Source organism: Actinoplanes sp. CA-252034 (assembly GCF_050956125.1).
GTDB lineage: Bacteria > Actinomycetota > Actinomycetes > Mycobacteriales > Micromonosporaceae > Actinoplanes.
In genome coordinates this window covers 8,113,615-8,139,147 of record NZ_CP191846.1, presented here as the reverse complement: position 1 = coordinate 8,139,147, position 25,533 = coordinate 8,113,615, and the positions used below count along the sequence as shown (strand labels likewise).

Sequence of the window (25,533 nt, the reverse complement as noted above, 5' to 3'; positions counted from 1 at the left end):
CCGCTCCTGAACCTGCCGCACCACAGATCGGCACCCGGTCCGCACCGCTGAGGCGCTAGAAAGTCACCGTCACACCGTCGCGGGCCGGCACCAGTTCACCGATTACCGGGTACCCCGGAACCTCACCCGCAATCAGCAGACCTCCGGACGTCTGCGCGTCCGCGAGCAGCAGCAACTCCTGCTCAGGCACGGTGCCGGCATCGGTGTGCGGCCGCACCCACTCCAGGTTGCGGCGGGTCCCGCCACTGACGTGACCGTCCCGCAGCGCCTCCCGCGCCCCCTCCAGATACGGCACCGCCGCCGGATCGATCCGGGCCGTCACCCCACTGGCCCGGGCCAGCTTGTGCAGATGGCCCAGCAGCCCGAAGCCGGTCACGTCGGTGGCGCAGACCACACCCGCCGCCAGCGCCGCCTCGGCCGCCGCCCGGTTCAGGGTGGTCATCGCCGCGATCGCCTGCGCGAACACCTCACCGGTCGCCTTGTGCCGGCTGTTGAGCACACCCACGCCCAGCGGCTTCGTCAACGTCAGCGGCACCCCCGGCACCCCCGCGTCGTTGCGCATCAGCCGGGCCGGATCGGCGACCCCGGTGACCGCCATGCCGTACTTGGGCTCCGGATCGTCGACGCTGTGCCCCCCGGCCACATGACAGCCCGCCTCCCGCGCCACGTCCAGACCGCCGCGCAGCACCTCGGCCGCCAGCTCCATCGGCAGCACGTCACGCGGCCAGCCCAGCAGGTTCACCGCGACGACCGGGACGCCGCCCATCGCGTACACGTCGGAGAGCGCGTTGGCCGCCGCGATCCGCCCCCAGTCGTAGGCGTCGTCCACCACCGGCGTGAAGAAGTCCGCCGTCGCCACCACGGCGGTGCCGGCCGCGATCCGCACCACCGCCGCGTCGTCCCCGTCGTCCAGGCCGACCAGCAGCTCACCCGGCCCCCGCGGCGGCTCGGCGCCGACCAGCCCGGCCACCATCTGCTCCAGCTCACCGGGCGGGATCTTGCAGGCACAACCGCCGCCGTGCGCGTACTGCGTGAGCCGGACCGCCGCCGTCTGCGTCATGCCTCGCACTCTCGCACAGATGCCGCGGACCGGCCCGGCGAGCACAAACCGGTCAGCGGGGATACGGTGATCGGCGGAGGCGTTCAGGTTGCTGGTGCTCCTCGCGGTCTTCAACACCGACGTGGCCCGGGATCCGGGTCAGGCGGGTTCGATTCCCGTCCGCCTCCGCCTTCGGGTCGTTCCTTTCGAGATCAACATCCCGCGGGGGTACGGATGGAGCACGGCACCGCGGATCCCCGGCGACGGGTGCCCCGTACCGACGAGGTGTTGAACGACCCCCGCCTGATCGCCGCCGCCGGCCGCCTCGGCCGAGCCCCGGTCAAGGCCGCGGTCATCGCCGCCCAGCAGCTCGCGCGGGCCGGCGACCTGGACCCCGCAGCCGTCGCCGACACCGCCCTCGCCACTCTGCCCGCGACGCCCGGCGGCCTGCTCCCGGTCCTCAACGCCACCGGCACCGTCCTGCACACCAACCTGGGCCGGGCCGCGCTGTCCGCCGCCGCGATCGAGGCGGTCACCGCCGCGAGCGGGCACACCGACGTCGAGCTCGACCTGGCCACCGGCCGTCGCGCCCGCCGAGGCCGCGCCACCCTCACCGCACTGGCCGCCGCCGTCCCCGCCGCCGGGGCCGTCCACGTCGTCAACAACGGCGCCGCCGCTCTCGTGCTGGCCGCCACCGCGCTCGCCGCCGGCCGCGAGATCATCGTGAGCCGCGGCGAGATGGTGGAGATCGGCGACGGGTTCCGGCTGCCCGACCTGCTGGAGTCGACCGGGGCCCGGCTGCGCGAGGTCGGCGCCACCAACCGCACGTCGGCCGCCGACTACGCCGCAGCCGTCGGCCCGGCCACCGGCTTCATCCTCAAGGTCCACCCGTCCAACTTCGTGATGCGCGGCTTCACCAGCGCCGCCGGCATCGGCGAGCTGACCGGCCTCGGCGTGCCGGTCGTCGCCGACATCGGCTCCGGGCTCCTCGCCCCCGACCCGCTGCTCCCCGACGAACCGGACGCCGCCGGCGCCCTGCGAGCCGGGGCCGCCCTCGTCGTGGCCAGCGGCGACAAGCTGCTCGGCGGCCCGCAGGCGGGATTGCTGCTCGGCGAGGCGGCCCTGATCGAACGCCTGCGCCGGCACCCGCTCGCCCGCGCCCTGCGGGTCGGCAAACTCACCCTGGCCGCCCTGCACGCCACCCTCGAGGGGCCGGCCACCCCCACCCGGCGGGCGCTGCACGCCGACCCGGACGTGCTGCGCGACCGCACCACCCGGCTGTGCGAACGGGTGGCCGCCGCCGGAGTCGACGCCACCGTCACCCCGTCGGCCGCGGTCGTCGGTGGCGGTGGCGCCCCCGGGCTCGAACTGCCGTCGTGGGCGCTGTCGCTACCCGAGCGGTACGCGGCCGCGCTGCGTACCGGCCGTCCCCCGGTGGCCGGCCGGGTCGAGAAGGGACGGCTGCTGCTCGACCTGCGCTGCGTACCGGCCGTCGCCGACGACACGGTGCACGCCGCGATCCTCGCCGCCTCCTCCGCTGCCGGGGGCTGACGTGCACGCCGCGATCCTCGCCGCCTCAACTGCTGCCGGGGGCTGACGTGCACGCCGCCCCGTTTGCCGGCGGAGGCTGACGTGCACGTCGTCGCCACCGCCGGGCACGTCGACCACGGCAAGTCCACCCTGGTCCGCGCGCTCACCGGCATGGAACCCGACCGGTGGGCCGAGGAGCGCCGCCGCGGCATGACCATCGACCTCGGGTTCGCCTGGACCACCCTGCCCTCCGGAGCGCCCGTCGCGTTCGTCGACGTGCCCGGCCACGAACGGTTCGTGCCCAACATGCTCGCCGGGATCGGGCCGGTCCCGGCCGTGATGATCGTGGTCGCCGCCGACGAGGGCTGGAAACCACAGTCCGCGGAGCACCTGGCCGCCCTGGACGCGCTCGGGGTCCGGCACGGGCTGCTCGTGGTCACCCGTACCGATCTGGCCGACCCGGCCCCGGCGCTGACCGACGCCGCCGCCCGGATCGCCGCCACCTCCCTCGGCCCGGTCGAGGCCGTCGCCGTCAGCGGGCACACCGGCACCGGCCTCGACGACCTGCGCGCCGCCCTCGACCGGCTCGCCGCCGCCCTGCCCGCACCGGACACCACCGCCGACGTCCGGCTCTGGATCGACCGGGCCTTCACCATCCGCGGCGCCGGCACCGTGGTCACCGGCACCCTCGGCGGGGGAGTCCTGCACACCGGCGACGAGCTGGAGCTCACCGGCCCGCCCCGGCGCGTCCGCGTCCGCGGCCTGCAGTCCCTCGGAACGCCGGCCGGCGACGTCGCCGCCGTCGCCCGGGTCGCCGTCAACCTGCGCGGCGTCGACCGCGACATGATCGCCCGCGGCGCCGCCCTGCTCACCCCCGGCCGGTTCCGGCTCACCGACCTCGTCGACGTCCGCGTCCACGGTGACGCCGTCGCCGGCCTGCCCGCCACCCTCACCCTGCACGCCGGCTCCGCGGCGGTCCCGGTCCGGGTGCGGCCGCTCGGCGCCGACACCGCCCGGCTGCGGCTGCGCCGGCCACTGCCGCTGCGTTTCGGTGACCGGGCCCTGCTGCGCGATCCGGGCCGCCACCACATCGCCGGGGGCGTCACCGTCCTCGACGCCGCACCGCCCACCCTCACCCGGCGCGGCGCCGCCGCCCGCCGCGCCGCCGACCTGGCCCGCCTGGACGGCGCGCCCGACCCGGCCGATGAGCTGCGCCGCCGACGGTTGATCCGCCGCGACGACCTGCGACGGCTGGGCGTACCCACCGACATCGAACCGGTCGCGGGGGACTGGCTCGCCGACCCGGGCCACTGGGAGGAGCTGCGGCAGCGCCTCGCCGACGAGGTCACCCGGCACACCGCCGGGCACCCGCTCGAACCCGGCGCCCCGCTCGAAGCGCTGCGCCACCGTCTCGGCCTGCCCGACCGCGCCCTGGTCGAGGCCCTGGTCCGGCCACCGCTGCGAATCCGCGACGGCCGGGTCGGCGCGGGCGAGCCCACCGTTCCGGAGACGCTCACGACCGCCGTCCGGGAGGCCTTCGCGGGACTCGCCGGCCGCCCGTTCGCCGCACCCGAGGCCGGCCGGCTGACCGAGCTCGGCCTCGGCGCCCGCCAGATCGGCGCCGCCGTCCGGGCCGGCCTGGCGATCCGGCTCGACGGCAACGTCCTGCTTCCCCCGGACACCCCGGCCCGGGCGGTACGCGTGCTGGCCGCCCTGCCCCAGCCGTTCACCCTCAGCGAGGCCCGGCGCGCCCTCGACACCACCCGCCGGGTCGCCGTGCCCCTGCTGGAGCTGCTCGACCGTACCGGCGCCACCGAACGTCTCCCCGACGACCGCCGCCTGATCCGCCCCGAGGCGCCCGCCGCCTCGCCCCACGGCTGACCTCTCCCGTTCGGGTGGTGCCTCGTTTCGGGTGGTGCCTCGTTTCGGGTGGTGCCTCGTTTCGGGTGGCGCCTCGTTTCGGGTGGTGCCTCGTTTCGGGTGGCGCCTCGTTCTCGGATGGCGCTGATCGGCCGGCTCGCTCCTGTGGTCGCGTGCCGGTTGATTCGCCCGCGCCCGGGTAGTCGGCGGGGATGGCGACGGATCAGACGGTCTCGGACGTGGTGGTGCAACGGCTGACGGCGTGGGGTGTGCCCCGCGTGTTCGGCTACCCCGGCGACGGCATCGACGGGGTCATCGGCGCCCTGCGGCGCGCCGGCGAACCGGCGTTCGTGCAGGCCCGGCACGAGGAGGCGGCCGCGTTCATGGCCGTCGGGCACGCCAAGTACACCGGCGGCGTGGGTGTCTGCCTGTCCACCCAGGGCCCCGGCGCGGTGCACCTGCTCAACGGCCTCTACGACGCCCGCCTCGACTCCCAGCCGGTCGTTGCGATCGTCGGCCAGCAGATGTCCAGCGTCCTCGGCAGCGCCTACCAGCAGGAGATCGACCTGGTGCGGCTCTTCGGCGACGTGTGCGCCCAGTTCGTGCAGGCCGCGCACACCGCCGAACAGGTGCCGATGCTGCTCGACCGCGCGTTCCGCACCGCCCTGGCCACCCGCAGCCCGACCTGCGTGATCCTCCCGCACGACGTGCAGCAGTTGCCGGCGCCCGACCCGGGCGCCCATGAGCACGGGGTGATGGTGACCAGCCCCGGCCTGCGCCCCGCCCGTCTCGTGCCCCGCGACGAGGACCTGCGGGAGGCGGCCGCGGTGCTCGCCGCCGGCGAACGGGTGGCGATCATGGTCGGGCAGGGCGCGTACGGGGCCGCGGCGGAGATCGGCGAACTGGCCGACCGGCTCGGGGCGGGCATCACCGCGTCCCTGCTCGGCAAGCCGGTCCTCGACGAGAGCCTGCCCCGGCACACCGGCGTCATGGGGCACCTCGGCACCACCGCCAGCGAGCAGCTGATGCGGCACTGCGACACCCTGCTGCTGATCGGCACCAACGACCCGTGGACCGAGTTCTATCCGCGACCCGGCCAGGCACGGGCCGTGCAGATCGACATCGACGGGCGGCGGCTCGGCATCCGCTACCCCGTCGAGGTGCCGCTGCTCGGGGATGCCGCGGAGACCGTACGCGCCCTGCTCGCCCTGGTGCCCGCCCGGGAACCCGGTGCCTGGGCCGGGCGCGTCGAGGAGTGGACACGCCGCTGGCACCTGATCGGCGCGTCCCGTGCCGCCGCCGTCGCCGAGCCGGTGAACCCGCAGCACGTGGTCCGTTCGCTGACCGGGCGGCTGCCCGCCGACGCGCAGGTCGCTGTCGATGTCGGTTCGGTCGTCTACTGGTACGCCCGGCACCTGTGCCTGCCCCGCGGTGTACCCGCCCACCTGTCGAGCACGCTCGCGTCGATGGGGTGCGGCATCCCGTACGGCCTGGCCGCCAAACTCGCCGCGCCCGGCCGCCCGGTGGTCGTCCTGTCCGGTGACGGGGCGATGCAGATGAGCGGGCTCGCCGAGCTCGTCACCGTCGCCGACCGGTGGCGAGACTGGGCCGATCCCCGGTTCGTGGTGTGCGTGCTCGACAACGGCGACCTGGCGGAGGTGAGCTGGGAGCAGCGGGAGACCGAGGGCGAGCCCCGCTTCCCCGCGTCACAGCGGCTGCCCGGAGTGCCGTACGCCCGGTGGGCCGAGCTTCTCGGCCTTCGCGGCGTGCGCGTCACCACACCGGACGAGATGGTCGCGGCCTGGGAGGAGGCCCTCGCCGCCGATCGTCCCGTCGTCATCGAGGCCGTCACCGACCCGGCTGTGCCGCTGCTGCCGCCCGGCCGGCCGTACGACCAGGTGAAATCCATGTACCAGGGGCTGGCCGCGGAACCCGGGCCGGTCGCCCGCCGTGCCGAGGCCCACCTGCGCCGCGAGCGGGCCGACGAGGGCTTCGACGATCCGGCCTGACCGGCTTCGATTGGCTGGCTTTTCGGTCTGGCTGCCTTCGATCGGTCGGCTTTTCGGCCTGACCGACTTCGATTGCCGGCTTGTCGGCCTGACTGACTTCGATCGGCTGGCTTGTCGGTCTGACTGCCTTCGATCGGCTGGCTTTTCGGCCTGACCGACTTCGGCGCAACGGCGAAGCGCCCCCGGCGTCGGCCGGGGGCGCTGTCCGGTCAGCGGGCGACCGGGACGTTACGCATCTGCTGTTCGATCAGGCGGTTCGCGAAGACGGCGACCTCGGCGTCCCGGCCGGCCGGGCTGAAGTCCTTGCCAGGCTGCCTCTCGGCGACCCACCGCTCCGACCGCTCCACCAGGCGCAGCAGGTCGGTGACGGCGCCCGGATGCCGGCGGCACAGGTCGACGGCGATCCGCAGGCGGCGCTCCGGGACACCCCGCAGGTACTCCGGCATGCCGGCCTTCCAGGCGAGCGGGTGCACCAGGTAGCCGGCCGGCAGGTTGCCCGGACCGCCCATCGGCGCGAGAATCTGCAGTGGATCGAGGCGCAGCGGCGGCGCCTTGACGCCCATGAAGGCGAGGCCGGCGAGCGCCAGCACGATCACCACGAAGATCGCGGCCAGGGGATTGCCGGTGCCGAGCGCCAGGATGATTCCGAGGCCGACAAGCACCAGACCTCCGCCGGTGATCGTCCCGGTGTTGCCGGTCGTGTCGCAGGCATCCCGTTGGGCTTCGTCGATGTACTTCTGGATCACGTTCTCCAGTAGCGGGTTCGACGGTCTCCACCGGTCACCCCGTACCGGAAGATCGTTCTGTGTTGATGGGGTCATGGGGATCTCGAGTCCTTCCCGCTCGTCCGTGTGCGGTTCGCAGACCACGAGGCCCGGCCGTCCATGGCCGGGCCTTCTCCGGTAGTGCCGCGAGAATCGGCACCCCATGCGCCGACTTGAGGCGAATCGCGCCTCCGCACCCCGTCGGCGTTGCCGTCCCGTCGGCATTGCTGCTCGCGTCGGCGTTGCCGTTCCCGTCGGCATTGCTGCTCGCGGCGGGGGTTGCCGCTCGCGTCGGCGCTCCCGTGAGGTCGTGGCCGGGCGGGAGCGCAACCTCACGGGATCCCGCTCAGACGAGCCGCTCGGTTCCGGGGACCGCGGTGGCCAGACCCCGGCGGGATCGCTCGGCGCGGACGGCGACCTCGACGATGTCGAACAGCGCGCCGACCACCGCGATCACGATGACCATGCCGGTGAGCCAGTTCAGCGGCTCGGCGTCGCCCCAGTTCAGCGTGGCGAGCCAGGCCGGGTTGAAGAACCGATCGGTCGCGGCCAGCCAGACGATCGGGCCGGCCGACAGGACGGCCAGGGCGGCATTGACCAGCGTCACCGTCCGCGACCAGGCGCCGCGGCGCGACAGCCAGACGACATAGAGAGCCTCGAGGATCAAGACCACGATGAGGTACGGCCACCAGAACGACCAGTTGGCCGGGTCCAGCACGGGCTCGGTGGTGAAAGTGAACTGCTGCAGGACCAGTGCGGTGATCACAAGCACCGGCCAGATGACCATCGACCACAGCTGCGCCGCAGTCAGGAACCCCGGCTCGTAACGGGGCAGGTCGTCGAGTGTCCACTCCCGGCGCGGCAGCCCGGCCCGCGTCACCCCGCCCCGCTCCAGCAGTGCGAACGTCAGCGTCGACCAGAACGTCATGTGCGCGCCGACGGTGAGGATCGTGGTGACGGCGGAGCCGACGACCTCGCCGAACGTGGCGTCGCCGAGCACCCGCACGACCACCGTGAGCAGGACCACGACCGGCAGCACGACGGACAGCAGCATGGTGATCAGCCGCTTCCACGCCGGGTAGACGGCCGGGCCGATCAGGTAGCGGGGCCGGTCGGCGTATCCGTCGGCCAGCCGGTCGGGATCGCCGAGCTCGATCAGCGTCTGCTCGACGGCCGTGCCGTGAACGACGCCGGCGCCGACCCGGGCGTCGACCGCGTCGTCGATGGAGGTGCGCAGCTCGCGCTCGATGTCGGACCGCTGCTGCTCGGGAACCCGGCGCAGCACGGTGAAGACGTAACGGTCGATGAGGGTGGTCACAGGTCGCTCCCTGAATCGGTGCCGGCGGGGGTGTCCAGGTCGCCGATCGCGTCGTCGAGCCGCGCCCACTCGCCGCGCAGCGCCGCCGCGATGGCGTCGCCCTGCTCGGTGGTGCGGTAGAACTTCCGCGGCCGGGCCTCGGCGGTGTTCCACTCACTGGTCAGCAGGCCCTGGGACTCCAGGCGCCGCAGCAGGGGGTAGAGCGTGTTGGCCTCCACCTCGAATCCGGCCGCGCTCAGCGTCTCGAGCAGCGAGTACCCATACCCCGGCGTGCGGAGCACGGTGAGACTCGCGACGACGACCGTGCCACGGCGCAGCTCCTGCAGGTGACCGGAGAGCGTCGCATCCATTGTCATGTCGCTCACGATACTGTGTCTCACACACCATTACAACGGCAACACTGATGTGGGTACGGAGTTGTAGTCGCCCTCCGGGGTCTCCAGAGACTGTTTCGCGTCGTCGCTGACGGGGACGGGGTCCTGGTCGTCCGGGCGTCCACCCGGTGGGAGCAGACGACGCGTGAGGCCCTGACCACGAACGGCTCACGGCGTTGCGCGGTGGGTCGGTGACGGGCCGCTACGCCCGTGAGGCGCCTTGCGGCCGGGGCGTCGCGCTCCGGTCGCGCGGATGCCACGGGACGGGATCGGTGCGGGTGGAGGATGGAGTGTGCCGTACTCACATTGGCTCGTGGTGTGCCTTGATGTCTGAGGAGCTCTCACTAGTAGGCTCGGGGCCGTTGTGAATTCGAGAGGGACGGATATGAGTGACGAGGCCGAGTTCCACGCGGACCGGACGCAGGAGTTCTACCTGCCGGCCGTGGTCCCGGCCGTGCCGCCGCAGCACGGTGGCGCCGAGGTGATCGAGGTCGCGGCGTTCCGGGGCGAGACCAAGTTCGAGCGCGAGGTGATCGAGAAGATCGCGTCGGCGGCGGCCCGGTCGGTGCCCGGTGTCGCGGAGCTCGGCGGTGACGTGGCCCGGTTCTTCAACTCGGTGCTCGACAAGATCGGCCTCGACAAGGTGGGCGACTCCACCCGCGGCGTGTGGGCCAAGGTGGACGGCGCCGATGTGGAGATCACGGTCATCCTGGTGATCTCGGCGGGCGAGGTCGTCGCGGACGTCACGGCGGCCGTGCGCACGGTGGTGATCGAGGCGGTCGAGCGCTATGGCCTGCACGTCAGCGAGTGCACGGTGAAGGTCGACGACATCCGGTTGGCGGAGCACTGACGCGTCGCGCCGCCGTCGCGTGACTCGGCCTGGCCGGCGGGGCTCGGCAAATCCGGCGGGGCTCGGCTAGTCCGGGGCCGCTTTTCCGGCGCAGGGGTCAGGCTTCCCGCGTCACGTCCCACCCGCCGGGAGGGCGACGCTCCCGACATTTCGGGTATTCCGGAAACGCCGTTCGAGGGCCGGTAACGTGCGGTTCATCGACGGCGTTTCTCCGGGGGAATGATGATCACCGTACCGGCGGGAAGCAGCCTGACGCTGCGCTGCCCGGGTACGCAACCGATCGTCCTGGTCTCCCTGGCCGAGGTGGCCGCGCCGTTCCTGGCCGACCTGCCACCGATCCCGGTCCTCAGCCTCGACGGCCCCGGCGTCCGCCGCCTCGGCATCCTCGAGCTGGTCACGTCGGCCGGGGTGACCTGGGTCGAGACCGAGCTGCGCAACGACCAGATCACCGTGATCGGCGACGCCCCCACCGACGTCGTCCAGCGCCGCGCGTCGGCCCGCCGGCCCGGCACCTATCCCGCGGTGGGCACCGCCCAGATCGAGAACCTGGACGGCCGCCAGCTGGTCCCGCTCACCGGCCGCGTCGAGGACATCTCCACCTCCGGCCTGCTACTGCGCGCCACCACCGACGACAAACTGCCGTCCCTGCCGTACGGCATCGAGCGAACCCTCCTCCACGTGACCATGCCGTGGGGCGAGCTGACCGCCGCCGTGACCACCGTCGACCAGCGGGCCGACCTGCTGCGCGGCACCTTCGAGTGGATAGACCCCAACGCCTCCGACGAGCTGCAGCGCTTCTGCGGCACCCGCTGAACCTCAGTCGGTCCCGGCCGCCCGCCGGAGCCAGCGCCCCGGCACTCCGATGTCGAAGTGCGCGGCCCGGAGAAGCGCCAGTCTCGATCGGCGGTCCTGGATCAGAGCGTCGAACGCCGTCACGACCTCGTCGGTGAACGCGTGCTCGGTCCGGGCGCCGAGCGCGCCTTCCTCGATCTCGACCTGCCAGCGGGTGGCGCCGGAGAGGCTGAGGCGTACCGAGCCTTCGGTGGACCGGCCTTCGCACTCCAGCCGCCGTAGACCGTCGGCGAAGCCCTGCCGCCCGGGGCCGTCGTGGCTCTGCCGGCTCTGCTCCGCCTCGCTCCGGCTCCGGCCCGACGCGAGCCGGACGACCTCCTCGCGTTGCCGGGTCCACGCCACCCACGTGACGGTGCCGAGAGCCGACAGCTGCCGGGACAGTCCGCGCTCGTCGTACCACTGATACGTCCCCGGCTGAAAGCGCAGTGACAGTCGGTTGTCCCCGGTGACCGTCGCCCGGACGGCACCGTCCGGGGAGGCGCCGGTAACCGTCATCGCCCGCAGTCGCTCGCCGAGATCCACCCCGCCGTCCCACATGTGATCCACGTTCCCCCAGCTTGATCAACACTTTCCATCGACTCAGCTGAACCTACAACCGGGTTTCGGTGGTACACCTCGAACGTGATGACGAAACGCGCCGCTGCTTTCGCGACTCTGACGATCCTGGTGCTCGGGGCGCCGTCGCCGGTGCTCGCACAACCGGGCGGCGCTGCGCCGACGCCGGTGGCCGGTGCGGGCCGCGCAGGCTTCAGCGGAGACGGCGGCCCGGCCATCGGGGCCGCGCTCAACAAGCCGACGGCAGCCGTGGTCGCCCCGGACGGCACGCTCTACGTAGCGGACATGGTCAATCGCCGGGTTCGCGCGATCGGTCCGGACGGCATCATCCGCACGGTGGCCGGCAACGGGCGGTCGACCGTGCCGCAGCTGCCGTTGCCGCCCGGCGCGACCGGCACCGGCGTCGCCCTGGGATCACCCAACGCCATCGCCCTCGGCGGTGACGGCACGCTCTTCATCGCCGACAGCACCGTTTCCCGGGTCTACGCGCTGGCCCCGGACGGCGCTGTCACCGTTCGGGTGGACCCCACCGTCCTCGGCGGGCCGATCAACACGATCAACGGGCTGGCGGTGACCGGCGACGGCATCCTCTATCTCGCCGACCGGGAGAACAACCGCATCGTCGAGATTCCGCCCGGTTCCGGCAGCCGGCCGGTATCCACGCCCGTCGGCCTTCCTGTCGGCCTGACCGCCGACGCTTCCGGCGACGTGTGGATCGTCAGCGCGTCGTCCATGGTGAGCCGTCTGCGTGACGGGCGGGTCGCGACGATCGTGGAGTCGCCCGACAGCGGGTGGCAGGCCGACGACAACCGGCCGAGATCCTCGCCGTTCGACGCCATCGCGGTCAGCGCCGGCGCGGACGGCGTCTACATCGTCGACAACACACGGAGGGAAGCCCGGCGGCTGGCCGGCGACGGCGTGGTGAGCACGGTGGCGGAACTGCCGGCGGATCCCTTCGGCGCCAACGATCCGGTCGCCCTCGCCGCCGGTGCCGCGCCGGCCGGCCCGCTCTACCTGATCGACACGGTGGGCAGCCGGATCTTCTCGACACCCGTCACGGCCCCCGGCCCGGCCGGTGACGGTGGGGCCGGCGACGCGACGTGGCGATGGGCCGTGGGCGGCGCTCTGCTGTTAGCACTCCTGGCTCTGATCATCTGGATCGCCCGCCGCCGGCGGGCCTGACCATCGAACGGGGTGACGGCGACATGGCGGCTGAAGTGACCGGTGGTGATCTGTTCCGCCTGTGGCGGGTGTCGGAGGTGCACCTGCCCCGAGTGGCCGACGTCTTCTACGACGCCGACCGGTTGCTCGGCGGGTCGCAGGGCGGTGACGGCACGTTCCGCGCGGGTGCGCCCGCATACCCCGGATCCGGTGTCATGACCAGCGCGATCGGCGGCGCCTGGGAGGCCATGCGCGCCGAGCTTCAGAGCATGATGCAACACGCGGGCACCACCGTGTCGGACGCCGCCCAAGGGGTCAGGAACGCGACGCAGGCCTACCTCGACGTGGACACCGCCAACGCCGATCTGCTGCGCGAGTACCTCGCCGATCCGCGGAACCTCGACACGTCGGACCCGGCCTCCAACCCGCCGGTGGCGGGTTCGGGCGAGGACCCCGGCACGCCGTACCCGGCGTCCTGAGCCGGATCCGACGGGCCCGAAGGAGGCGCCATGGCGACAACCGACATCGTCACCCCGGCCGAGCTCGCCGGGCAGGCATACGAGCAGGCGGTACGCGACAGGGCCCGCAAACTCGAGCAGGAGTTGATCCGGCAGACCCTCGAGGACGCCACGTCGTGGGCACGGGCGGTCAACGACAAGTGGGCGGATGCGCACCCCGGCGAGTGGGACGGCGTCCCGATCGATAGCGCCGAGGTCGACCGGTACCGGCAGCAGGTCAGCACGCAGGACTATGAGTGGGTGGTGCCGTCGTTCGAGCGGTTCCTGGTGCCCGATCCGGACGCGCTCGACCCGATCATCGACGCCCTCGCCACGATCGAGGGATCGCTGGACGGCGACGCCAACGCGAACGGCACCTGGACCGGGACGTCCCCGGCGCTCGCGCGGATCAACGACGTGCGCGACGACCTGAAGTTCTGGGACGGCGCGTTCAAGGACAACTTCATCGACAACCTCGTCACCCCGCTGGAGACGATGGTGCCCAACCAGCGCGAGGTCATCAAGTGCACGCGCCAGGCGATCGAGGGCGCGAAGATCGTCCACATCCGGATGCGCCGGTCGGTGCTGAACATGCTGGACACGGGCATCAAGGCGACCCAGCAGCTGAGCAACGGCGCCTGCACCGGCGCCGACGTGATGAAGTGGGCCTCCATCGCGATGTGCGCGGTGGGCACCGCCGTCGGCGGATTGGTGACGGGTCCGGCCGCGGTGCTGGCGGGCGCCGTGATCGTCGATGTCGGGGGCACCATCCTGAACGGCCTGGTGCCGCCGGAGGAGGAGAAGACGAAGCTGGAACTGGCGGCCGAGACCGCCACGGGCGTCGCTTCGAACATCCTGAACGCCCAGAGCGTGCTCGGTAACGACACCTTCGTCGCGGAGGAGGACATCGCCCGGTCACTGCGAAGCCTGCATCGCATCGTCGTCGAGGGGCGGCTGCCGACGCTCACCTCGAACAGGTCGGGCCCGTTCGGGGTCGCCACCCCCACGCTGGCCGACGCCACGCCGGCCCAGATCACGGGCGGCTATTTCCGCCCGGTTCATCGTCCCTGAGCCGCAGCAGAAGGTCCGGAAACGCTCGATGCGGAGGTACGGCCGGACGGCGCGCGTGACCGGGCGGTCACCTTGGGTTGCCGAAGTGGAGCCGGAAGCCTATGGTGACCGCGTGTTGTCGACTGGTGTCGATATGTATGCGAGGCGCCGTGAGATCCGGGCCGGCAGCGAGATCTTCTCCGTGCGGGGGTTCGAGGAGATCGTCGCGCCGGACGGGACCTGCCGGGTGCTGCGGGCGGACGCGCGGCAGGGCAGTGTGCGGGCGCGGGAGGTGCGGCTCGTGCGGCTCGACGTGCTCCGGGGCGGCGTGGGCGCCGATCAGTGGCGGGCCGGGCTGAAGGCCGAGGCCAGACTGCACGACGAGGTGGCGGGGCTGCCCCGGGTCGTGTTCCGGTTCGAGGAGCGCGACGCGCTCACCTTCGCGACCGGGATGCCGCCCGGGGTTGCGCTGACCGAGCTGTACGGTCGGCCGCCCTGGTCGGGACGGGTCCTCGGGGATGTCCTTCGTGGGTTGGTGCTGGTCGGCCGTACCCTCGAAGGTCTTCATCGGACCGGACGGGCGCATCGCGCGCTGCGGCCGGAAGTCCTGCTCGCGTCGCGGGACCGGATGTGGCTGCGCGACGCCGGGCTGGCGGCGGCGCCGCCGGAAGCGGGGGAGGGCGCCGACGCCTACCGGGCGCCCGAGCAACGACGGGCCGTCGCCGGGGCGGCCACCGACGTCTACCAGCTCGCGGCGATCGTCTACCACCTCGTGACCGGTGAGGCGCCGGTCACGGATCCCCTTCCGGTGTCACTGCTGCGCCCCGAGTGGGGCCGCCTCGACGAGACGTTGGCTGCCGCCCTCCACCGCGACCCCGGGCAGCGGCCCACCGTCGCCGGTCTGACCGGCGCCCTGAGCCGGCTCGCCGATCGCGCCGCCTGACGCCGCCGGGGGTGACCTGGCCCACGGTGGTGGTGACGGGCCGGTGGGCGGGCGGCGACGTACCGTTGGCCCGGTGAGCGACGTATCCGCGCCCGTCATCGCCCTCGGCCACCGCTTCGCCGACGAGCTGCCCGAGTTGGCGGTGTCCTGGCAGGCCGCGCCGGTGCCCGAGCCACGGCTGCTCGTGCTCAACGAGCCGCTCGCCGTCGAGCTCGGTCTCGACCCGCAGTGGCTGCGCACCGGCGACGGGCTCGCGTTCCTCACCGGCAACCGGCTGCCCGAGGGGGCCGTGCCGGTCGCGCAGGCCTACGCGGGGCACCAGTTCGGTGGATACTCGCCACGGCTCGGCGACGGGCGGGCGCTGCTGCTCGGCGAGATCGGCGGTCGTGACCTGCACCTCAAGGGGTCGGGGCGCACGCCGTTCGCACGCGGCGGCGACGGGCTCGCGGCGGTCGGGCCGATGCTGCGCGAGTATGTGATCAGCGAAGCCATGCACGCACTCGGCATCCCCACCACCCGGTCACTCGCCGTGATCGGCACGGGCAGGAGCATCGTCCGGGAGAATCTCGCGCCCGGGGCGCTCCTCGTCCGGGTCGCGGCGAGTCACCTGCGGGTCGGCAGCTTCCAGTTCGCCCGTGCCACCGGTGACGACGACCTGCTCAGGCGGCTCGCCGCGCACGCCGCCGACCGGCACTACCCGGAAGCGGGGGACGCGCTCGGGCTCTACCGCGCCGTCGTGGGTGCGCAGGCCGAGCTGATCGCGCAGTGGATGCTGGCCGGGTTCATCCACGGTGTCATGAACACGGACAACATGACCATCTCCGGGGAGACCATCGACTACGGTCCGTGTGCGTTCATGGATGCGTTCGATCCGGCCACCGTGTTCAGCTCGATCGACGAGGGTGGGCGGTATGCGTACGGCAATCAGCCCGGGATCGCCCAATGGAACCTGGCTCGGCTCGCGGAGGCGCTGCTCCCGCTCTTCGACGACGATCAGGAGCGGGCCATCGCCAAGGCCACCGAGGCGCTGACCGAGTTCCGGGGGCGATATGCGGCGGCCACCCTCCGCGGATTCCGGGCCAAGCTCGGCCTCACCGGGCGTGACGTCGACGACGCGACGCTCACCTCGCTCACCGAGGATCTGCTCGCGCTCCTCAAGACCGACGGCACCGACTTCACGTCGTTCTTCCGTGACCCGGAGGCAGCCGGTGGCGAGTTCGGCGACTGGATCCGGCGGTGGCGGAGCCTCGACCCCGACACCGATGCCATGAAACGCGTCAATCCGGTCTACATCCCCCGCAACCACCTCGTCGAGGAAGCGCTCACCGCCGCCACCGACGGTGATCTCGACCCGCTCCATCAGCTCCTCGAGGCGATCACGTCACCGTTCGACGAGCGCCCGGCTCTCTCCCGCTTCGCGGACCCGGCTCCGCCGGATTTCGGCACCTACCGCACCTTCTGTGGCACCTGATCTCATTTTGTACGCTCCATCGAAGGTGCCGTGGCTACCCCGCGACACCCCGGCCCCTCACGGCCGCCAGCGCGCCTCACGGGCGGAAGCGGCCCGTAACGGACCTGCATGCGAGCATGTCGTCATGACGATCATCAGAAAGAGCGTTGGGGCGTAGATCCCCGGCGGGCGTCCGCGCCGCCGCACGCCGCCGCCTCGAACGGCCTCCCGCCGATCTTCCCGGCCTCAGCCCGCGCGGCCGCGCCGCGATCGCGCATCTCGAACGCACCCGCCTCTGGCCCGGTGCGGCCCGTGAAGCCCTCGACGCCTGGACGGGCTTCCTGCGCGACCCCTTCCACCGGCTGTTCGACCCGGCCTCCGGCTGTGGCGTTCTTGCGTGCTGCCCCGATCCGATCGAGTTGCGCCGCCTCCTGCACATCGTCGCCCACGCCCTGCCACGACACGACGCCCGCCGACTTCGCCGCCGTCTCGCGCAATGGGACGAGCAGTGGTGAGAAGTAGCCACGACGAGACGCGCCGAACCGCCGAGAAGATCCTTGTCGGACCGCTGGTGAACTGTCGGAATCCGGTTCCGTGTCCAGGTCGACCGCCGGGGCGGCAGGTGCACCCAGCGCCGGGTCCGGCCCTCCTTGCCGCCGCTGTCGAGGCGGTGGCCGAACCCCACTCCACCACCGGCCGCCCCGGCCGAGGGCGCCCCGCGCACCCGGACCGCCGATCGGGTGGAGGGGAGGCCGGAGCCGCCCTGGCGTTGGAGAAGTAGCTGTCGGAGGAGACGTCGGAGCCGCTCTGGCGTGAGGTTCTCCGACGAGGGCGTGGCCGTCGCGGCGATTGCCGCGGGCGCTCTCCCGGGCGGACGACAGTTGCCGGGCACCGGAGCGGGTGTGCTCCCTCATCAGGAGACGGGCACCTGGCGGGAAAGGCGGCCCTTGCCAGGAGACGGGTGCCTGGCGCGGAAGGACGCCCTTGTCAGGGGACGGGTGCCTGGAGGGAAAGGACGGTGGCCAGGCGGCGGACGGCCTCGTCCATGGCGGACGGGGACGCGGCGGCGTAGGTGAGGCGCAGGTGCGGGGCCGGGGGCTCGGCGGCGTGCCAAGGACGGCCGGGGAAGACGGTCACGCCCGCGGAGGCGGCGGCGGTGGCCACGGCGATGTCGTCGCAGCCGGCGGGCAGCGGGGTCCACAGGTGCAGGCCGCCGAGGGGGATGGCCGGTGGGATCAGCGCCGGCAGGTGTCGGCGCAGGGCAGAGAGCAGGGCGTCACGGCGGGTACGGAGCTCGGTGCGAAGCCGCCGACGGTGGCGCTGCCAGGCGGGGCTCGTGACGAACTCGATCGTCGCCTGCTGCAGTGGGCCCGCAACGAAGAAGTCGTCCAGGAGGCGGGCGGCGCGGAGCCGGGCGCCGGCCGGGCCGCGGGCGCCCAGCGCGGCCACCCGCAGGCCGGGCGCGGCCGACTTGGTGAGGGACCGCAGGTAGATGACGTGACCATGGGGATCGGAGGCGGCCAGCGGCGGCGGTGCCTCGCCGTCGATCGTCAAGTCGCGGGCGTAGTCGTCCTCGATGAGGAACGCACCGGCGTCCCGGACGGCGGCCAGCACCTCGGGGCGCCGGGCGGGGGACAGGGTGGCTCCGGTCGGGTTGGCATACAACGGCTGGCAGTAGAAGAGCCGTGCGCCGGTACGGGCGAACGCCGCCGACAGTTGATCGGGCAGCACACCGTCGCGGTCGGCCGGGACCGGAACCACCCGCAGTCCGGCGGCGTGCGCGGCCGCCAGCGCCCCGAGGTAGGTCGGCGACTCGACGAGCAGCGTGTCCCCCGGCTCGGTGAGAGCGCGCAACGTGGACGACAGGGCCGCCTGCCCACCCGAGCAGATCACCATGTCCGCAGCCCTGAGCCCACCGTCGAACGAAGACCCCGGCCCGGCGGTGGGAGAGAGGGCGGGCTCGGTGCCGACCGAAGACGCCGGCCGGGCGGCGGGGGAGAGTGCCGGCGGGGAGGGCCGGGCCCCGGCGGTGGGACGACCGGGGGCGGACGGGCCGTCGGCGAGAGTGGTCTCTCGGGCGAACCATGCCCGGAGGTCTTCGCGGCCCTCCACGGGACCACGCTGCCAGGCGGCCGGCTGGCGGGCGGCGCGGGCCAGGGCCGCGCCCAGGGCGGCGGTCGGCTGCAGGTCGGCGTCCAGGTAGCCGCCGGTCAGCGGGATTGCCCCGGAGGGCGGTAACGCCAGTAACGCCTGCATCTCCTCCTCGCCGAATCGGCGCGGGCCGAGCGCCACCGTCTGCCAGGACATGTCCGGCGGCGACGTGGGCGCGGCGACGAGCCGGGCGGCCACATACGTGCCCTGCCCGGATCGGGTCTCCACCAGCCCTTCCGCGACCAGCTGGCGAATAGCCGCGGCGACGGTGACGGGGGACGCCTGGTGCCGGCCGGTCAGCTCGCGCACCGACGGCAGGCGGGTGCCGGCCGCCGAGGCGACCGCCAGGCCACGCAGCTCTTGGACGACCCGATCGGCTGCGTTACTGTTGAACATGAGAGACAAGAGTAGCGCTACTGTCCAGAAAGCGATAACGCCCGCAGCGAAAACGGCCACTGCGATAACGGGCGGCATGGCAACGGGCAAAGCGACAACGGCCGGGGCGATGACCCTCGGGGCGCTGGGAGTGCTGGCGTTCAGCATGTCTCTGCCCGCCACCCGCGTGGCGGTGCAACAGCTCGACCCCTGGTTCGTGGCGTTCGGCCGGGCGGTCGGCGCCGCCGTGCTGGCCGCGGGCTGGCTACGGCTCAGCGGGGCGCCGCGGCCCACCCGCGAGCAGTGGCGACGGCTCGTGATCGTGGCACTGGGTGTGGTGGCCGGGTTCCCGCTGTTCACCTCGCTCGCCCTGACCAGCCAGACGTCGGCGCACGGGGCGGTCGTCATCGCCCTGCTCCCGGCGACGACCGCGGTGCTCGCCGTGGTCCGGGCCGGGGAGCGGCCGCGACCGCTGTTCTGGGTGGCGAGCGGGAGCGGGCTGGTCGCGGTACTGGCGTTCCTGGTGCTCAGCGGGACCGTGCGCGGTGGCGTGACGGTCACCGATCTCTACCTGCTCACGGCGGTCGGCCTGTGCGGGCTGGGCTATGCCGAGGGTGGTCTGCTGGCCCGGGAGCTGGGCGGCGCCCGTACCATCTGCTGGGCTTTGATCGTGGCGTTGCCGCTGACCGTGCCGCTGACCCTGGCCGCCGCCGTGGCTCGTCCGCCGCACGCCGGGCCCGCCGGCTGGGCGGCGTTCGGCTATCTCACCGTCGTGTCGATGTTCCTGGGGTTCTTCGCCTGGTATGCCGGGCTCGCTCGCGGCGGGATCGCCCGGGTCGGGCAGATCCAGCTCGTCCAGCCGGTGCTCACCCTGCTCTGGTCGGCGCTGCTCCTGAACGAGCGGGTGAGCCTTTCCGCCGTCGCCGCGGCTCTGGTCGTGCTCGTCTTCGTGGTCGTGACCCAGCGGTCGCGCACACCCGGCACGACGGTACGTGTTGACAGTGTCATGGCCGAGAGTCGTTGATTCACTGGTCAACGTGTAGGGTTTGGCTCGTGACGGACAGTGCGGACGGCAGGCTGATCTCGGCCGCTGAGGTGGCGCGTCTGGCCGGCGTCACCCGTGCGGCGGTCTCCAACTGGCGGCGCCGTCACCCCGACTTCCCCGAGCCGGTCGGTGGTGGGCGCAACGCTCTGTTCGCGCTCTCCGAGGTCACCGGCTGGCTGGACCGGCAGCGCAAGAGCACCGACGTCTCCGACGAGGTGCTGGTCTGGCAGGAGCTGCGGGCCCGCTACGGCGAGGATATGACGAGCGCCGTCGCCGAGGTGGCGGCGCTGCTGACCGGGCAGGAGCCGGGGCGGCTCGACGAGGCGTCCCGGCTGCGGCTGCGGGCGATGGCCGGGCAGACCTCCGCCGCCGAGGTGGTCACCGCGTTCACCGGCCGGCTGATCTCCTCGGGTACGGCGATGACCACCACCCACCTGGCCGAGGCTGTCGCCCGGTTCGCCGGCGACGTCGACGGCACCGTGTTCGACCCGGCCGCCGGCGCCGGCACCCTGCTGCTGGCGTGCCGAGCCGCCCACCGGGCCGGTCAGGACGGCGATCCGTCCGCGGCCGCTCTGGCCCGGGCGCGGGCGCAGCTCGCGGGGGTGGAGCTGGAGATCCGGGTCGGCGACTCGTTGCAGCACGACGCGTGGCCGGAGCTGCGGGCCGAGCTGGTGGTCTGCGACCCGCCGGTGGGCCTCACCGACTGGGGGCGCGACGGTCTGCTGCTCGACCGGCGCTGGGAGTTCGGCCTCCCCACGAAGGCGGAGAGCGAGCTGGCGTGGCTGCAGCACTGCTACGCGCACACGGCGCCGGGCGGGCGGGTCGTCTTCGTGATGCCACCGTCGGTCGCCTACCGCCGGGCCGGCAAGCGCATCCGCTCCGAGCTGCTGCGGGCCGGTGTGCTGCGGACGGTGGTCGCTCTGCCGTCCGGGATGGTGGCGTCGCACGCTCAACCCGTACACCTGTGGGTCCTGCGTCGTCCCGCTGACGGTGAGCGGCCCGCGCCGGTGGTGCGGATGATCGATCTGTCGGCCGCCGATCCGGCGGGCCCGGTCGACCCTTCGGCGCAGGCTGACGTGCCGGTGATCGAGCTGCTGGACGAGACGGTCGACCTGACCCCGGCCGCGCACCTGTCGGCTGGTGGCTCCGATCCGGCCGGGGAGTATGCCGCGGTCCGTGCCCGCCTCCGGGAGCTGACCGGGCGGATCGCCGCCCTGCTGCCCGACCTGCCGGCCGGCGCCGGATCGATCGAGGGCGGGACGCTGCGGATCGCCGACCTGGCCCGCGCCGGTCTCGTCGAGGTCGGCGAGCGGACCGCGACGTCGGCCAGCGACCAGCTCGACACCGACTATCTGCGCGGCTTCCTGCGCGCCCCGGCGAACACGGCACGCAGCACCAGCACCAGCGGCACCCACCGCATCGACGTCCGCGGCGCCCGCATCCCGCAGATGGACCTCGACGGGCAGCGACGTTACGGTGCCGCGTTCCGCGCGCTCGACGAGGCCGAGCAACTGCTGCGCGAGCTGGCGGCGCTCGGTGTGGACGCGGTCGCGCGCGCCCGTGACGGGCTCACCTCCGGCACCCTGCGCCCCTGACTTGCGGCCCATCCTGCTCAGCGGCTACGCCGCCAAGTCCTGCGCGCGGGCCGTCCACAACGCGTACGACCCGACCGTGCCCCGTCCGGACGTGCCGGTCGCGCCCGAGTTGCGCGCGCTCTTCGACACCGGTGTCGACTTCGAGGCCGAGGTGCTCGACGCGTGGGCGGCCCTGCGCCTGCCCGGATACGTCGACCTGCGCGATCTCGACGGCGACAAACGTGTCCACATCGGCGCGACGCTCGGCGCCATGCGGGCCGGCGCGGCCGTCATCGTCGGCGGCCGGCTACCCGACGACCTCGACGGCGGCCGGACCGGCAAACCCGACATCCTGCTGCACGACGGGGACCGCGGCTACCATCCGGCCGACATCAAGGCGCATCACGTCCTGGACCGCAAGCACGACAACGCGCCGGCGAGCACGCTCAAGGCGCCGGCCTGGCGGGACGCGGCGCCGCTGCCCGACGGCGGCGCCCGGCACCGCGAGGAGGACCTGCTCCAGCTCGCCCACTACTGGCGCATGCTGCAGGCGTGCGGCCATCAGGCGGCCGAGCCCCGCGGCGCGATCTGCGGCACGGACCGGCCCGGCGATCCGATCCTCGTCTGGTACGACCTGCGCACCCCCGCCTTCCGCACCTTCTCCCGCACCGGCGGGGTGGCCACGCGCAGCGCCCTGGAACGCTACGACCACGAGCACGGGTTCCGTCGCCGGGTCGCCGACGTGGCCCGGCAGCGGCGTGGCGAGCCCGGCGATCCGGCGCCCCTGGTCGAGCCGGTCGGCCAGGACGAGTGCGCGACCTGCCGCTGGGCGAGCGTCTGCGTCGACACGCTGCCCGCCGGGGACCTCAGTGCCGAGCTGAGGGGTGCGCTGGGCGTCCGCGAATACCTGGCCCTCCGCGCCGCCGGGATCCGCACCGTCGACGACCTGGCCGCCGGTGATCCCGCCACGCTGCTGGCCGGGCTCTACGGCGGCGAGGTCGGTCACCTGCGCACCCGCGCGTTCCGGCTGCGCAAGGCGGTCACCGCGGCCCGGCTGGCCCGGGACGGCCTGGTCGTGCGGCGACGTGCCGGTCACGACGTGCCGCACGCCGACGTCGAGGTCGACATCGACGTCGAATGGAGTGCCGACGACGTCGTCTATCTGTGGGGGCTGCTGGTCACCGAGGACGGCGTGTCGGCGTACACCCCGTTCGTCGATCTCGCGGCGACCGACGAGGAACGTCTGGCGCGCGCCTGCCTGGACCATCTGGCCGCCGTCGCGGCCGACGCCGCCGCCCGCGGCCGCAGCCTGCTCGTCTTCCACTACGCGTCGCCGGAGCCCCGGCAGGCCCGCCGGTTCCCGCCACTGCCGGACGGCCCCGCCCACCCGGACGCCTGGATCGACCTGTTGCCGCTGGTCCGGGCGGCTGTCGACTCCCGCGCCGGGCACGGCCTCAAGGCGATCGCCCGGCACGGCCCCGGCCATGTCTGGCGCGATCCGGACCCCGGCGGCCTGCAATCCCAGCAATGGCATGCGGCGGCCCGCGACGGCGATCCGGTCGCCGCCCGGCGGCTGCTCGACTACAACGAGGACGACGTACGGGCGACCCGCGCCATCCGGGAATGGCTTAGGCTGCAGGAGTGAACCCGGTCCAGGCCATCGCCGCCGCCTACGCGCGGTGGGTGACACCTGACCTGCCGCTCTACGGCAACGACCACGACCGGGCCGACTTCGCTCCCTGACACGGCGCGTTCCCTCCCGCCGTCCGTCAGTCCCGGCACTCCTCACCTCCGGAGCGAACCGTCGTGCCCTCCCTCTCCGTCGTGCTGCGCGCGAAACACGTGCGCGGTCTGCTCGTCGCCAGCCAGACCGGCCGCCTGCCGATGGCCGCCGCCCCTCTCGCCCTGCTCCTGTACGCCCGTGAGGTCCACGGCCTCACCCTCGCCGGGCTGGTCGTCGCCGCGTACACCGTCGGCATGGCGATCAGCGCGCCGCTGCTCGCCCGGATCGTCGACCGGTGGCGGCAACCGCCGGTGCTGTGGGGTTCGGCGCTGCTGTCCGGCGCCGGTTTCGCCGCCGTCGCCGCCAGCGGCCACCGCATCCCGGTCATGATCGCCGGCGCGGTCGTCGCGGGGTTCGGGACGCCGCCGCTGGAGGCCTGCCTGCGTGCCCTCTGGCCGGCCCTGGTCCCGGGCGAGCACGTGACCGCCGCCTACTCGCTGGACCTCGCCGTCCAGGAGGTCATCTACGTGACCGGCCCGCTGGTCACGCTGGCCGCCATCGGCCTCGCCGGACCGGCCGCCGGCCTGCTCGTCATGGCCGTGCTCCAACTCGCCGGTGTCGCCGGTTTCGCCCTGAGCCCGGTGGTGCGGACCTGGCGCGGCGAGGCGGCCGCCCGGCACTGGGCCGGACCGCTGCGGGTGCCCCGCTTCGTCGTCATCGTCGCCGGAGTGGTCTGCGCGGGCGCCGCCGTCGGCAGCCTGCCGGTCGTCGTCACCGGCTACGCCGAGGCCGCCGGGAGCCGCTCGCTCAGCGGATGGCTCCTGGCCGCGCAGGCCGCGGGCGCTCTGGCCGGCGGACTGCTCTACACCCGGGTCCGCCCCGGTGGGCCCGGCCGTCTGCCGCTCACCGCGGCCGCGTTCGCCGCCGGATACGTGCCGCTGCTGCTGGTCCCGGGCCCGGTGCCGATGGCGGTGCTGCTCGCGGTCAGCGGGCTCTCGCTGCCGCCGCTGCTCACCGCGGTGTTCCTCACCGTCGATCGGCTGACGCCGCCGGGCACCGCCGTCGAGGCGTTCGCCTGGATCATCACCGCCTTCACGGTGGGCAGCGCGGCCGGCGCGGCCCTCACCGGGCCCCTCGTCGCCGAGAGCATCCGGTACGCGTTCGCCTTCGCGCCGCTGGCCGGAGCGGGCGCCGTGCTGGCCATGGCCGCTGCCTCGTTCCGCCCGGCCACCACCGGCTCCCCGGTCCGGTAGCGCGCCGGCCCACCGCCGTCCGCGCCCTTTCGTGCGGGGGCGTGCCGCCCTGGAGGGGGACCGCTGCGTGGCCGGGCGGTTTGACCTGGAGCGCGCTCCAGGTTCTAGCGTCGATCCCATGAGCACAACGCGTATCGGAACCATCGAACTGGGACGGACCGGCGAGCAGGTCAGCAGCCTCGCCCTCGGGGCGATGCAGATGGGCAGCGCCACCGCGGAGCCCGAGGCGGTACGGATCCTGGACCGCTACCGGGAGCTGGGCGGGTCGTTCGTCGACACCGCGGACTGCTACGAGTGGTGGTCGCGGCCGGGCAGCCGGGGCGGCGAGAGCGAGGAGCTGCTGGGCCGCTGGATGCGCTCGCGCGGCAACCGGGACGAGATCTTCCTGGCCACGAAGGGCACGGCGCTGCCGGAGTACTCGCCGGATCTGTGGGCGGCCGACGGCACCGCGAACTGGGATCTGGCGCGCCGCACGTTCGCCGGCGCCGGGGCGGACACGGTGCGGCACGCGCTGGACGGCAGTCTGCGGCGGCTCGGCGTCGACCACATCGATCTGTACTACGTGCACGTCGACGACCGGGCGACACCGCTGGAGGAGACCCTGGAGGCGCTGGCCGGGCTGGTGACCGCCGGCAAGGTGCGTCACCTGGGCTGGTCGAACGTACGGACCTGGCGGCTGGAGCGGATCCGGCAGCTGTGCGACCGGCACGGCTGGCCGGCGCCGGTGGCCCTCCAGCAGCAACACTCCTACCTGCGGCGGCGTGCCGGGCTGAGCACCGCGTCGATCGTCGACGACGAGCAGCTGGACTACCTTGCCGAGCACCGTGATCTGACGCTCGTCGCCTACTCGCCGATCGTCAAGGGCATCTACGACGATCCGGCGCGGCGGGCCGAGCACTGGATGATGCAGTCGTATGCCGGGCCGGACGCCGACGCCCGCCTGGAGGCCGTGACCGGGCTGGCCGCCGAGCGGGGGATCACCCCGAACCAGCTCGTGCTGGCGTGGCTGCTGCACCAGTCGGAGCCCCCGGTGCTGCCGCTGGTCGGGCCGCGTACCCCGGAGCAGTGGGAGAACCTGGTGCCCGCCATCGGGGTCAAGCTGGAGGCCGCCGAGTTGGCGCGGCTCGACGGGGCTGGTGCCTGATTTCCCGGTTTGACCG

22 protein-coding genes and 1 tRNA gene are annotated in these 25,533 nt (G+C 73.4%); 17 read left to right on the top strand and 6 right to left on the bottom strand.

Translation table 11 applies throughout. The annotated features are described in order from the left end of the window. Window positions 1-55: 55 nt before the first annotated feature. On the bottom strand, window positions 56-1,060 hold the full coding sequence (gene selD / locus ACQPZW_RS36905) for a selenide, water dikinase SelD (protein ID WP_433790632.1): 1,005 nt from the start codon (window positions 1,058-1,060) through the stop codon (window positions 56-58). A 75-nt stretch (window positions 1,061-1,135) separates the two neighbouring features. Here selD and ACQPZW_RS36900 point away from each other — a divergent pair. The 4 genes from ACQPZW_RS36900 to ACQPZW_RS36885 all read left to right on the top strand — a co-directional run bounded on the left by ACQPZW_RS36900 (window position 1,136) and on the right by ACQPZW_RS36885 (window position 6,438). Continuing rightward, a tRNA-Sec gene (locus tag ACQPZW_RS36900) sits at window positions 1,136-1,228 on the top strand. Window positions 1,229-1,273: 45 nt separating this feature from the next. Then, window positions 1,274-2,590 carry an L-seryl-tRNA(Sec) selenium transferase gene (selA, locus tag ACQPZW_RS36895; protein WP_433790631.1) on the top strand — a complete coding sequence of 439 codons (1,317 nt, stop codon included), beginning with the start codon at window positions 1,274-1,276 and terminating at the stop codon, window positions 2,588-2,590. Between the two features lie 81 nt (window positions 2,591-2,671). Continuing rightward, window positions 2,672-4,450, top strand: coding sequence for a selenocysteine-specific translation elongation factor (gene selB / locus ACQPZW_RS36890; protein ID WP_433790630.1), 1,779 nt, complete (start codon window positions 2,672-2,674; stop codon window positions 4,448-4,450). Between the two features lie 191 nt (window positions 4,451-4,641). Then, window positions 4,642-6,438, top strand: a complete 1,797-nt coding sequence (locus ACQPZW_RS36885; RefSeq protein WP_433790629.1) for a thiamine pyrophosphate-requiring protein — start codon at window positions 4,642-4,644, stop codon at window positions 6,436-6,438. A gap of 209 nt (window positions 6,439-6,647) precedes the next feature. Here ACQPZW_RS36885 and ACQPZW_RS36880 read toward each other — a convergent pair whose 3' ends face one another. The 3 genes from ACQPZW_RS36880 to ACQPZW_RS36870 form a co-directional block, all read right to left on the bottom strand. Continuing rightward, on the bottom strand, window positions 6,648-7,259 hold the full coding sequence (locus ACQPZW_RS36880) for a hypothetical protein (protein WP_433790628.1): 612 nt from the start codon (window positions 7,257-7,259) through the stop codon (window positions 6,648-6,650). A 289-nt stretch (window positions 7,260-7,548) separates the two neighbouring features. Beyond that, window positions 7,549-8,520 (bottom strand): permease prefix domain 1-containing protein, encoded by a 972-nt coding sequence (locus tag ACQPZW_RS36875; protein ID WP_433790627.1) that lies wholly within the window; start codon window positions 8,518-8,520, stop codon window positions 7,549-7,551. Continuing rightward, window positions 8,517-8,876, bottom strand: coding sequence for a PadR family transcriptional regulator (locus ACQPZW_RS36870; protein WP_433790626.1), 360 nt, complete (start codon window positions 8,874-8,876; stop codon window positions 8,517-8,519). Before ACQPZW_RS36870 ends, ACQPZW_RS36875 begins: the two co-directional genes overlap by 4 nt. 403 nt (window positions 8,877-9,279) lie before the next feature. Here ACQPZW_RS36870 and ACQPZW_RS36865 point away from each other — a divergent pair, with 403 nt between their 5' ends. Further along, window positions 9,280-9,744, top strand: a complete 465-nt coding sequence (locus ACQPZW_RS36865; protein ID WP_433790625.1) for an Asp23/Gls24 family envelope stress response protein — start codon at window positions 9,280-9,282, stop codon at window positions 9,742-9,744. Between the two features lie 219 nt (window positions 9,745-9,963). Beyond that, window positions 9,964-10,557, top strand: coding sequence for a hypothetical protein (locus ACQPZW_RS36860; protein ID WP_433790624.1), 594 nt, complete (start codon window positions 9,964-9,966; stop codon window positions 10,555-10,557). A 3-nt stretch (window positions 10,558-10,560) separates the two neighbouring features. Here ACQPZW_RS36860 and ACQPZW_RS36855 read toward each other — a convergent pair whose 3' ends face one another. Next, window positions 10,561-11,142 (bottom strand): hypothetical protein, encoded by a 582-nt coding sequence (locus ACQPZW_RS36855; RefSeq protein ID WP_433790623.1) that lies wholly within the window; start codon window positions 11,140-11,142, stop codon window positions 10,561-10,563. 75 nt (window positions 11,143-11,217) lie between these two features. On the opposite strand from ACQPZW_RS36855, the gene ACQPZW_RS36850 reads away from it, so the two are divergent. The 6 genes from ACQPZW_RS36850 (at window position 11,218) to ACQPZW_RS36825 (ending at window position 16,767) form a co-directional block, all read left to right on the top strand. After that, a complete protein-coding gene (locus tag ACQPZW_RS36850; RefSeq protein ID WP_433790622.1) occupies window positions 11,218-12,333 on the top strand; it encodes a hypothetical protein in 1,116 nt (371 codons plus the stop codon). A 23-nt stretch (window positions 12,334-12,356) separates the two neighbouring features. Beyond that, window positions 12,357-12,791 carry a hypothetical protein gene (locus tag ACQPZW_RS36845; RefSeq protein WP_433790621.1) on the top strand — a complete coding sequence of 145 codons (435 nt, stop codon included), beginning with the start codon at window positions 12,357-12,359 and terminating at the stop codon, window positions 12,789-12,791. Window positions 12,792-12,821: 30 nt separating this feature from the next. Continuing rightward, window positions 12,822-13,880, top strand: coding sequence for a hypothetical protein (locus ACQPZW_RS36840; RefSeq protein ID WP_433790620.1), 1,059 nt, complete (start codon window positions 12,822-12,824; stop codon window positions 13,878-13,880). Between the two features lie 112 nt (window positions 13,881-13,992). Then, entirely contained in the window at window positions 13,993-14,802 is an 810-nt protein-coding gene (locus ACQPZW_RS36835) for a hypothetical protein (protein WP_433790619.1), read from the top strand. A 73-nt stretch (window positions 14,803-14,875) separates the two neighbouring features. Then, window positions 14,876-16,273 (top strand): protein adenylyltransferase SelO, encoded by a 1,398-nt coding sequence (locus ACQPZW_RS36830; RefSeq protein WP_433790618.1) that lies wholly within the window; start codon window positions 14,876-14,878, stop codon window positions 16,271-16,273. A 146-nt stretch (window positions 16,274-16,419) separates the two neighbouring features. After that, window positions 16,420-16,767 (top strand): hypothetical protein, encoded by a 348-nt coding sequence (locus ACQPZW_RS36825; protein ID WP_433790617.1) that lies wholly within the window; start codon window positions 16,420-16,422, stop codon window positions 16,765-16,767. A 472-nt stretch (window positions 16,768-17,239) separates the two neighbouring features. Here the strand turns inward: ACQPZW_RS36825 and ACQPZW_RS36820 are convergent, their stop codons facing one another. Next, the gene (locus ACQPZW_RS36820) at window positions 17,240-18,799 is read right to left on the bottom strand and encodes a PLP-dependent aminotransferase family protein (RefSeq protein WP_433790616.1); all 1,560 of its coding nucleotides are present in this window, start codon (window positions 18,797-18,799) and stop codon (window positions 17,240-17,242) included. 76 nt (window positions 18,800-18,875) lie between these two features. Here ACQPZW_RS36820 and ACQPZW_RS36815 point away from each other — a divergent pair, with 76 nt between their 5' ends. From ACQPZW_RS36815 to ACQPZW_RS36795, 5 genes are all read left to right on the top strand, one after another. Continuing rightward, window positions 18,876-19,802, top strand: a complete 927-nt coding sequence (locus ACQPZW_RS36815; RefSeq protein WP_433790615.1) for a DMT family transporter — start codon at window positions 18,876-18,878, stop codon at window positions 19,800-19,802. A 29-nt stretch (window positions 19,803-19,831) separates the two neighbouring features. Next, the gene (locus ACQPZW_RS36810; RefSeq protein ID WP_433790614.1) at window positions 19,832-21,418 is read left to right on the top strand and encodes an N-6 DNA methylase; all 1,587 of its coding nucleotides are present in this window, start codon (window positions 19,832-19,834) and stop codon (window positions 21,416-21,418) included. Window position 21,419: 1 nt separating this feature from the next. Continuing rightward, window positions 21,420-23,042, top strand: coding sequence for a TM0106 family RecB-like putative nuclease (locus tag ACQPZW_RS36805; RefSeq protein WP_433790613.1), 1,623 nt, complete (start codon window positions 21,420-21,422; stop codon window positions 23,040-23,042). A 161-nt stretch (window positions 23,043-23,203) separates the two neighbouring features. Next, complete coding sequence (locus tag ACQPZW_RS36800; RefSeq protein WP_433790612.1) at window positions 23,204-24,373, top strand: MFS transporter; 1,170 nt, start codon at window positions 23,204-23,206, stop codon at window positions 24,371-24,373. Window positions 24,374-24,491: 118 nt separating this feature from the next. Continuing rightward, the gene (locus ACQPZW_RS36795; RefSeq protein ID WP_433790611.1) at window positions 24,492-25,517 is read left to right on the top strand and encodes an aldo/keto reductase; all 1,026 of its coding nucleotides are present in this window, start codon (window positions 24,492-24,494) and stop codon (window positions 25,515-25,517) included. The last annotated feature ends 16 nt before the right edge of the window (window positions 25,518-25,533 follow it).

What these genes read in the sequence shown, in the direction of transcription:
- selD (WP_433790632.1), bottom strand. Translation starts at nt 1,060, where the DNA reads ATGACGCAGACGGCGGCGGTCCGGCTCACGCAGTACGCGCACGGCGGC.
- ACQPZW_RS36820 (WP_433790616.1), bottom strand. Translation starts at nt 18,799, where the DNA reads ATGTTCAACAGTAACGCAGCCGATCGGGTCGTCCAAGAGCTGCGTGGC.
- ACQPZW_RS36845 (WP_433790621.1), top strand. Translation starts at nt 12,357, where the DNA reads ATGGCGGCTGAAGTGACCGGTGGTGATCTGTTCCGCCTGTGGCGGGTG.
- ACQPZW_RS36885 (WP_433790629.1), top strand. Translation starts at nt 4,642, where the DNA reads ATGGCGACGGATCAGACGGTCTCGGACGTGGTGGTGCAACGGCTGACG.
- ACQPZW_RS36865 (WP_433790625.1), top strand. Translation starts at nt 9,280, where the DNA reads ATGAGTGACGAGGCCGAGTTCCACGCGGACCGGACGCAGGAGTTCTAC.
- ACQPZW_RS36880 (WP_433790628.1), bottom strand. Translation starts at nt 7,259, where the DNA reads ATGACCCCATCAACACAGAACGATCTTCCGGTACGGGGTGACCGGTGG.
- ACQPZW_RS36840 (WP_433790620.1), top strand. Translation starts at nt 12,822, where the DNA reads ATGGCGACAACCGACATCGTCACCCCGGCCGAGCTCGCCGGGCAGGCA.
- ACQPZW_RS36870 (WP_433790626.1), bottom strand. Translation starts at nt 8,876, where the DNA reads ATGACAATGGATGCGACGCTCTCCGGTCACCTGCAGGAGCTGCGCCGT.
- ACQPZW_RS36815 (WP_433790615.1), top strand. Translation starts at nt 18,876, where the DNA reads ATGGCAACGGGCAAAGCGACAACGGCCGGGGCGATGACCCTCGGGGCG.
- selA (WP_433790631.1), top strand. Translation starts at nt 1,274, where the DNA reads ATGGAGCACGGCACCGCGGATCCCCGGCGACGGGTGCCCCGTACCGAC.
- ACQPZW_RS36860 (WP_433790624.1), top strand. Translation starts at nt 9,964, where the DNA reads ATGATGATCACCGTACCGGCGGGAAGCAGCCTGACGCTGCGCTGCCCG.
- ACQPZW_RS36795 (WP_433790611.1), top strand. Translation starts at nt 24,492, where the DNA reads ATGAGCACAACGCGTATCGGAACCATCGAACTGGGACGGACCGGCGAG.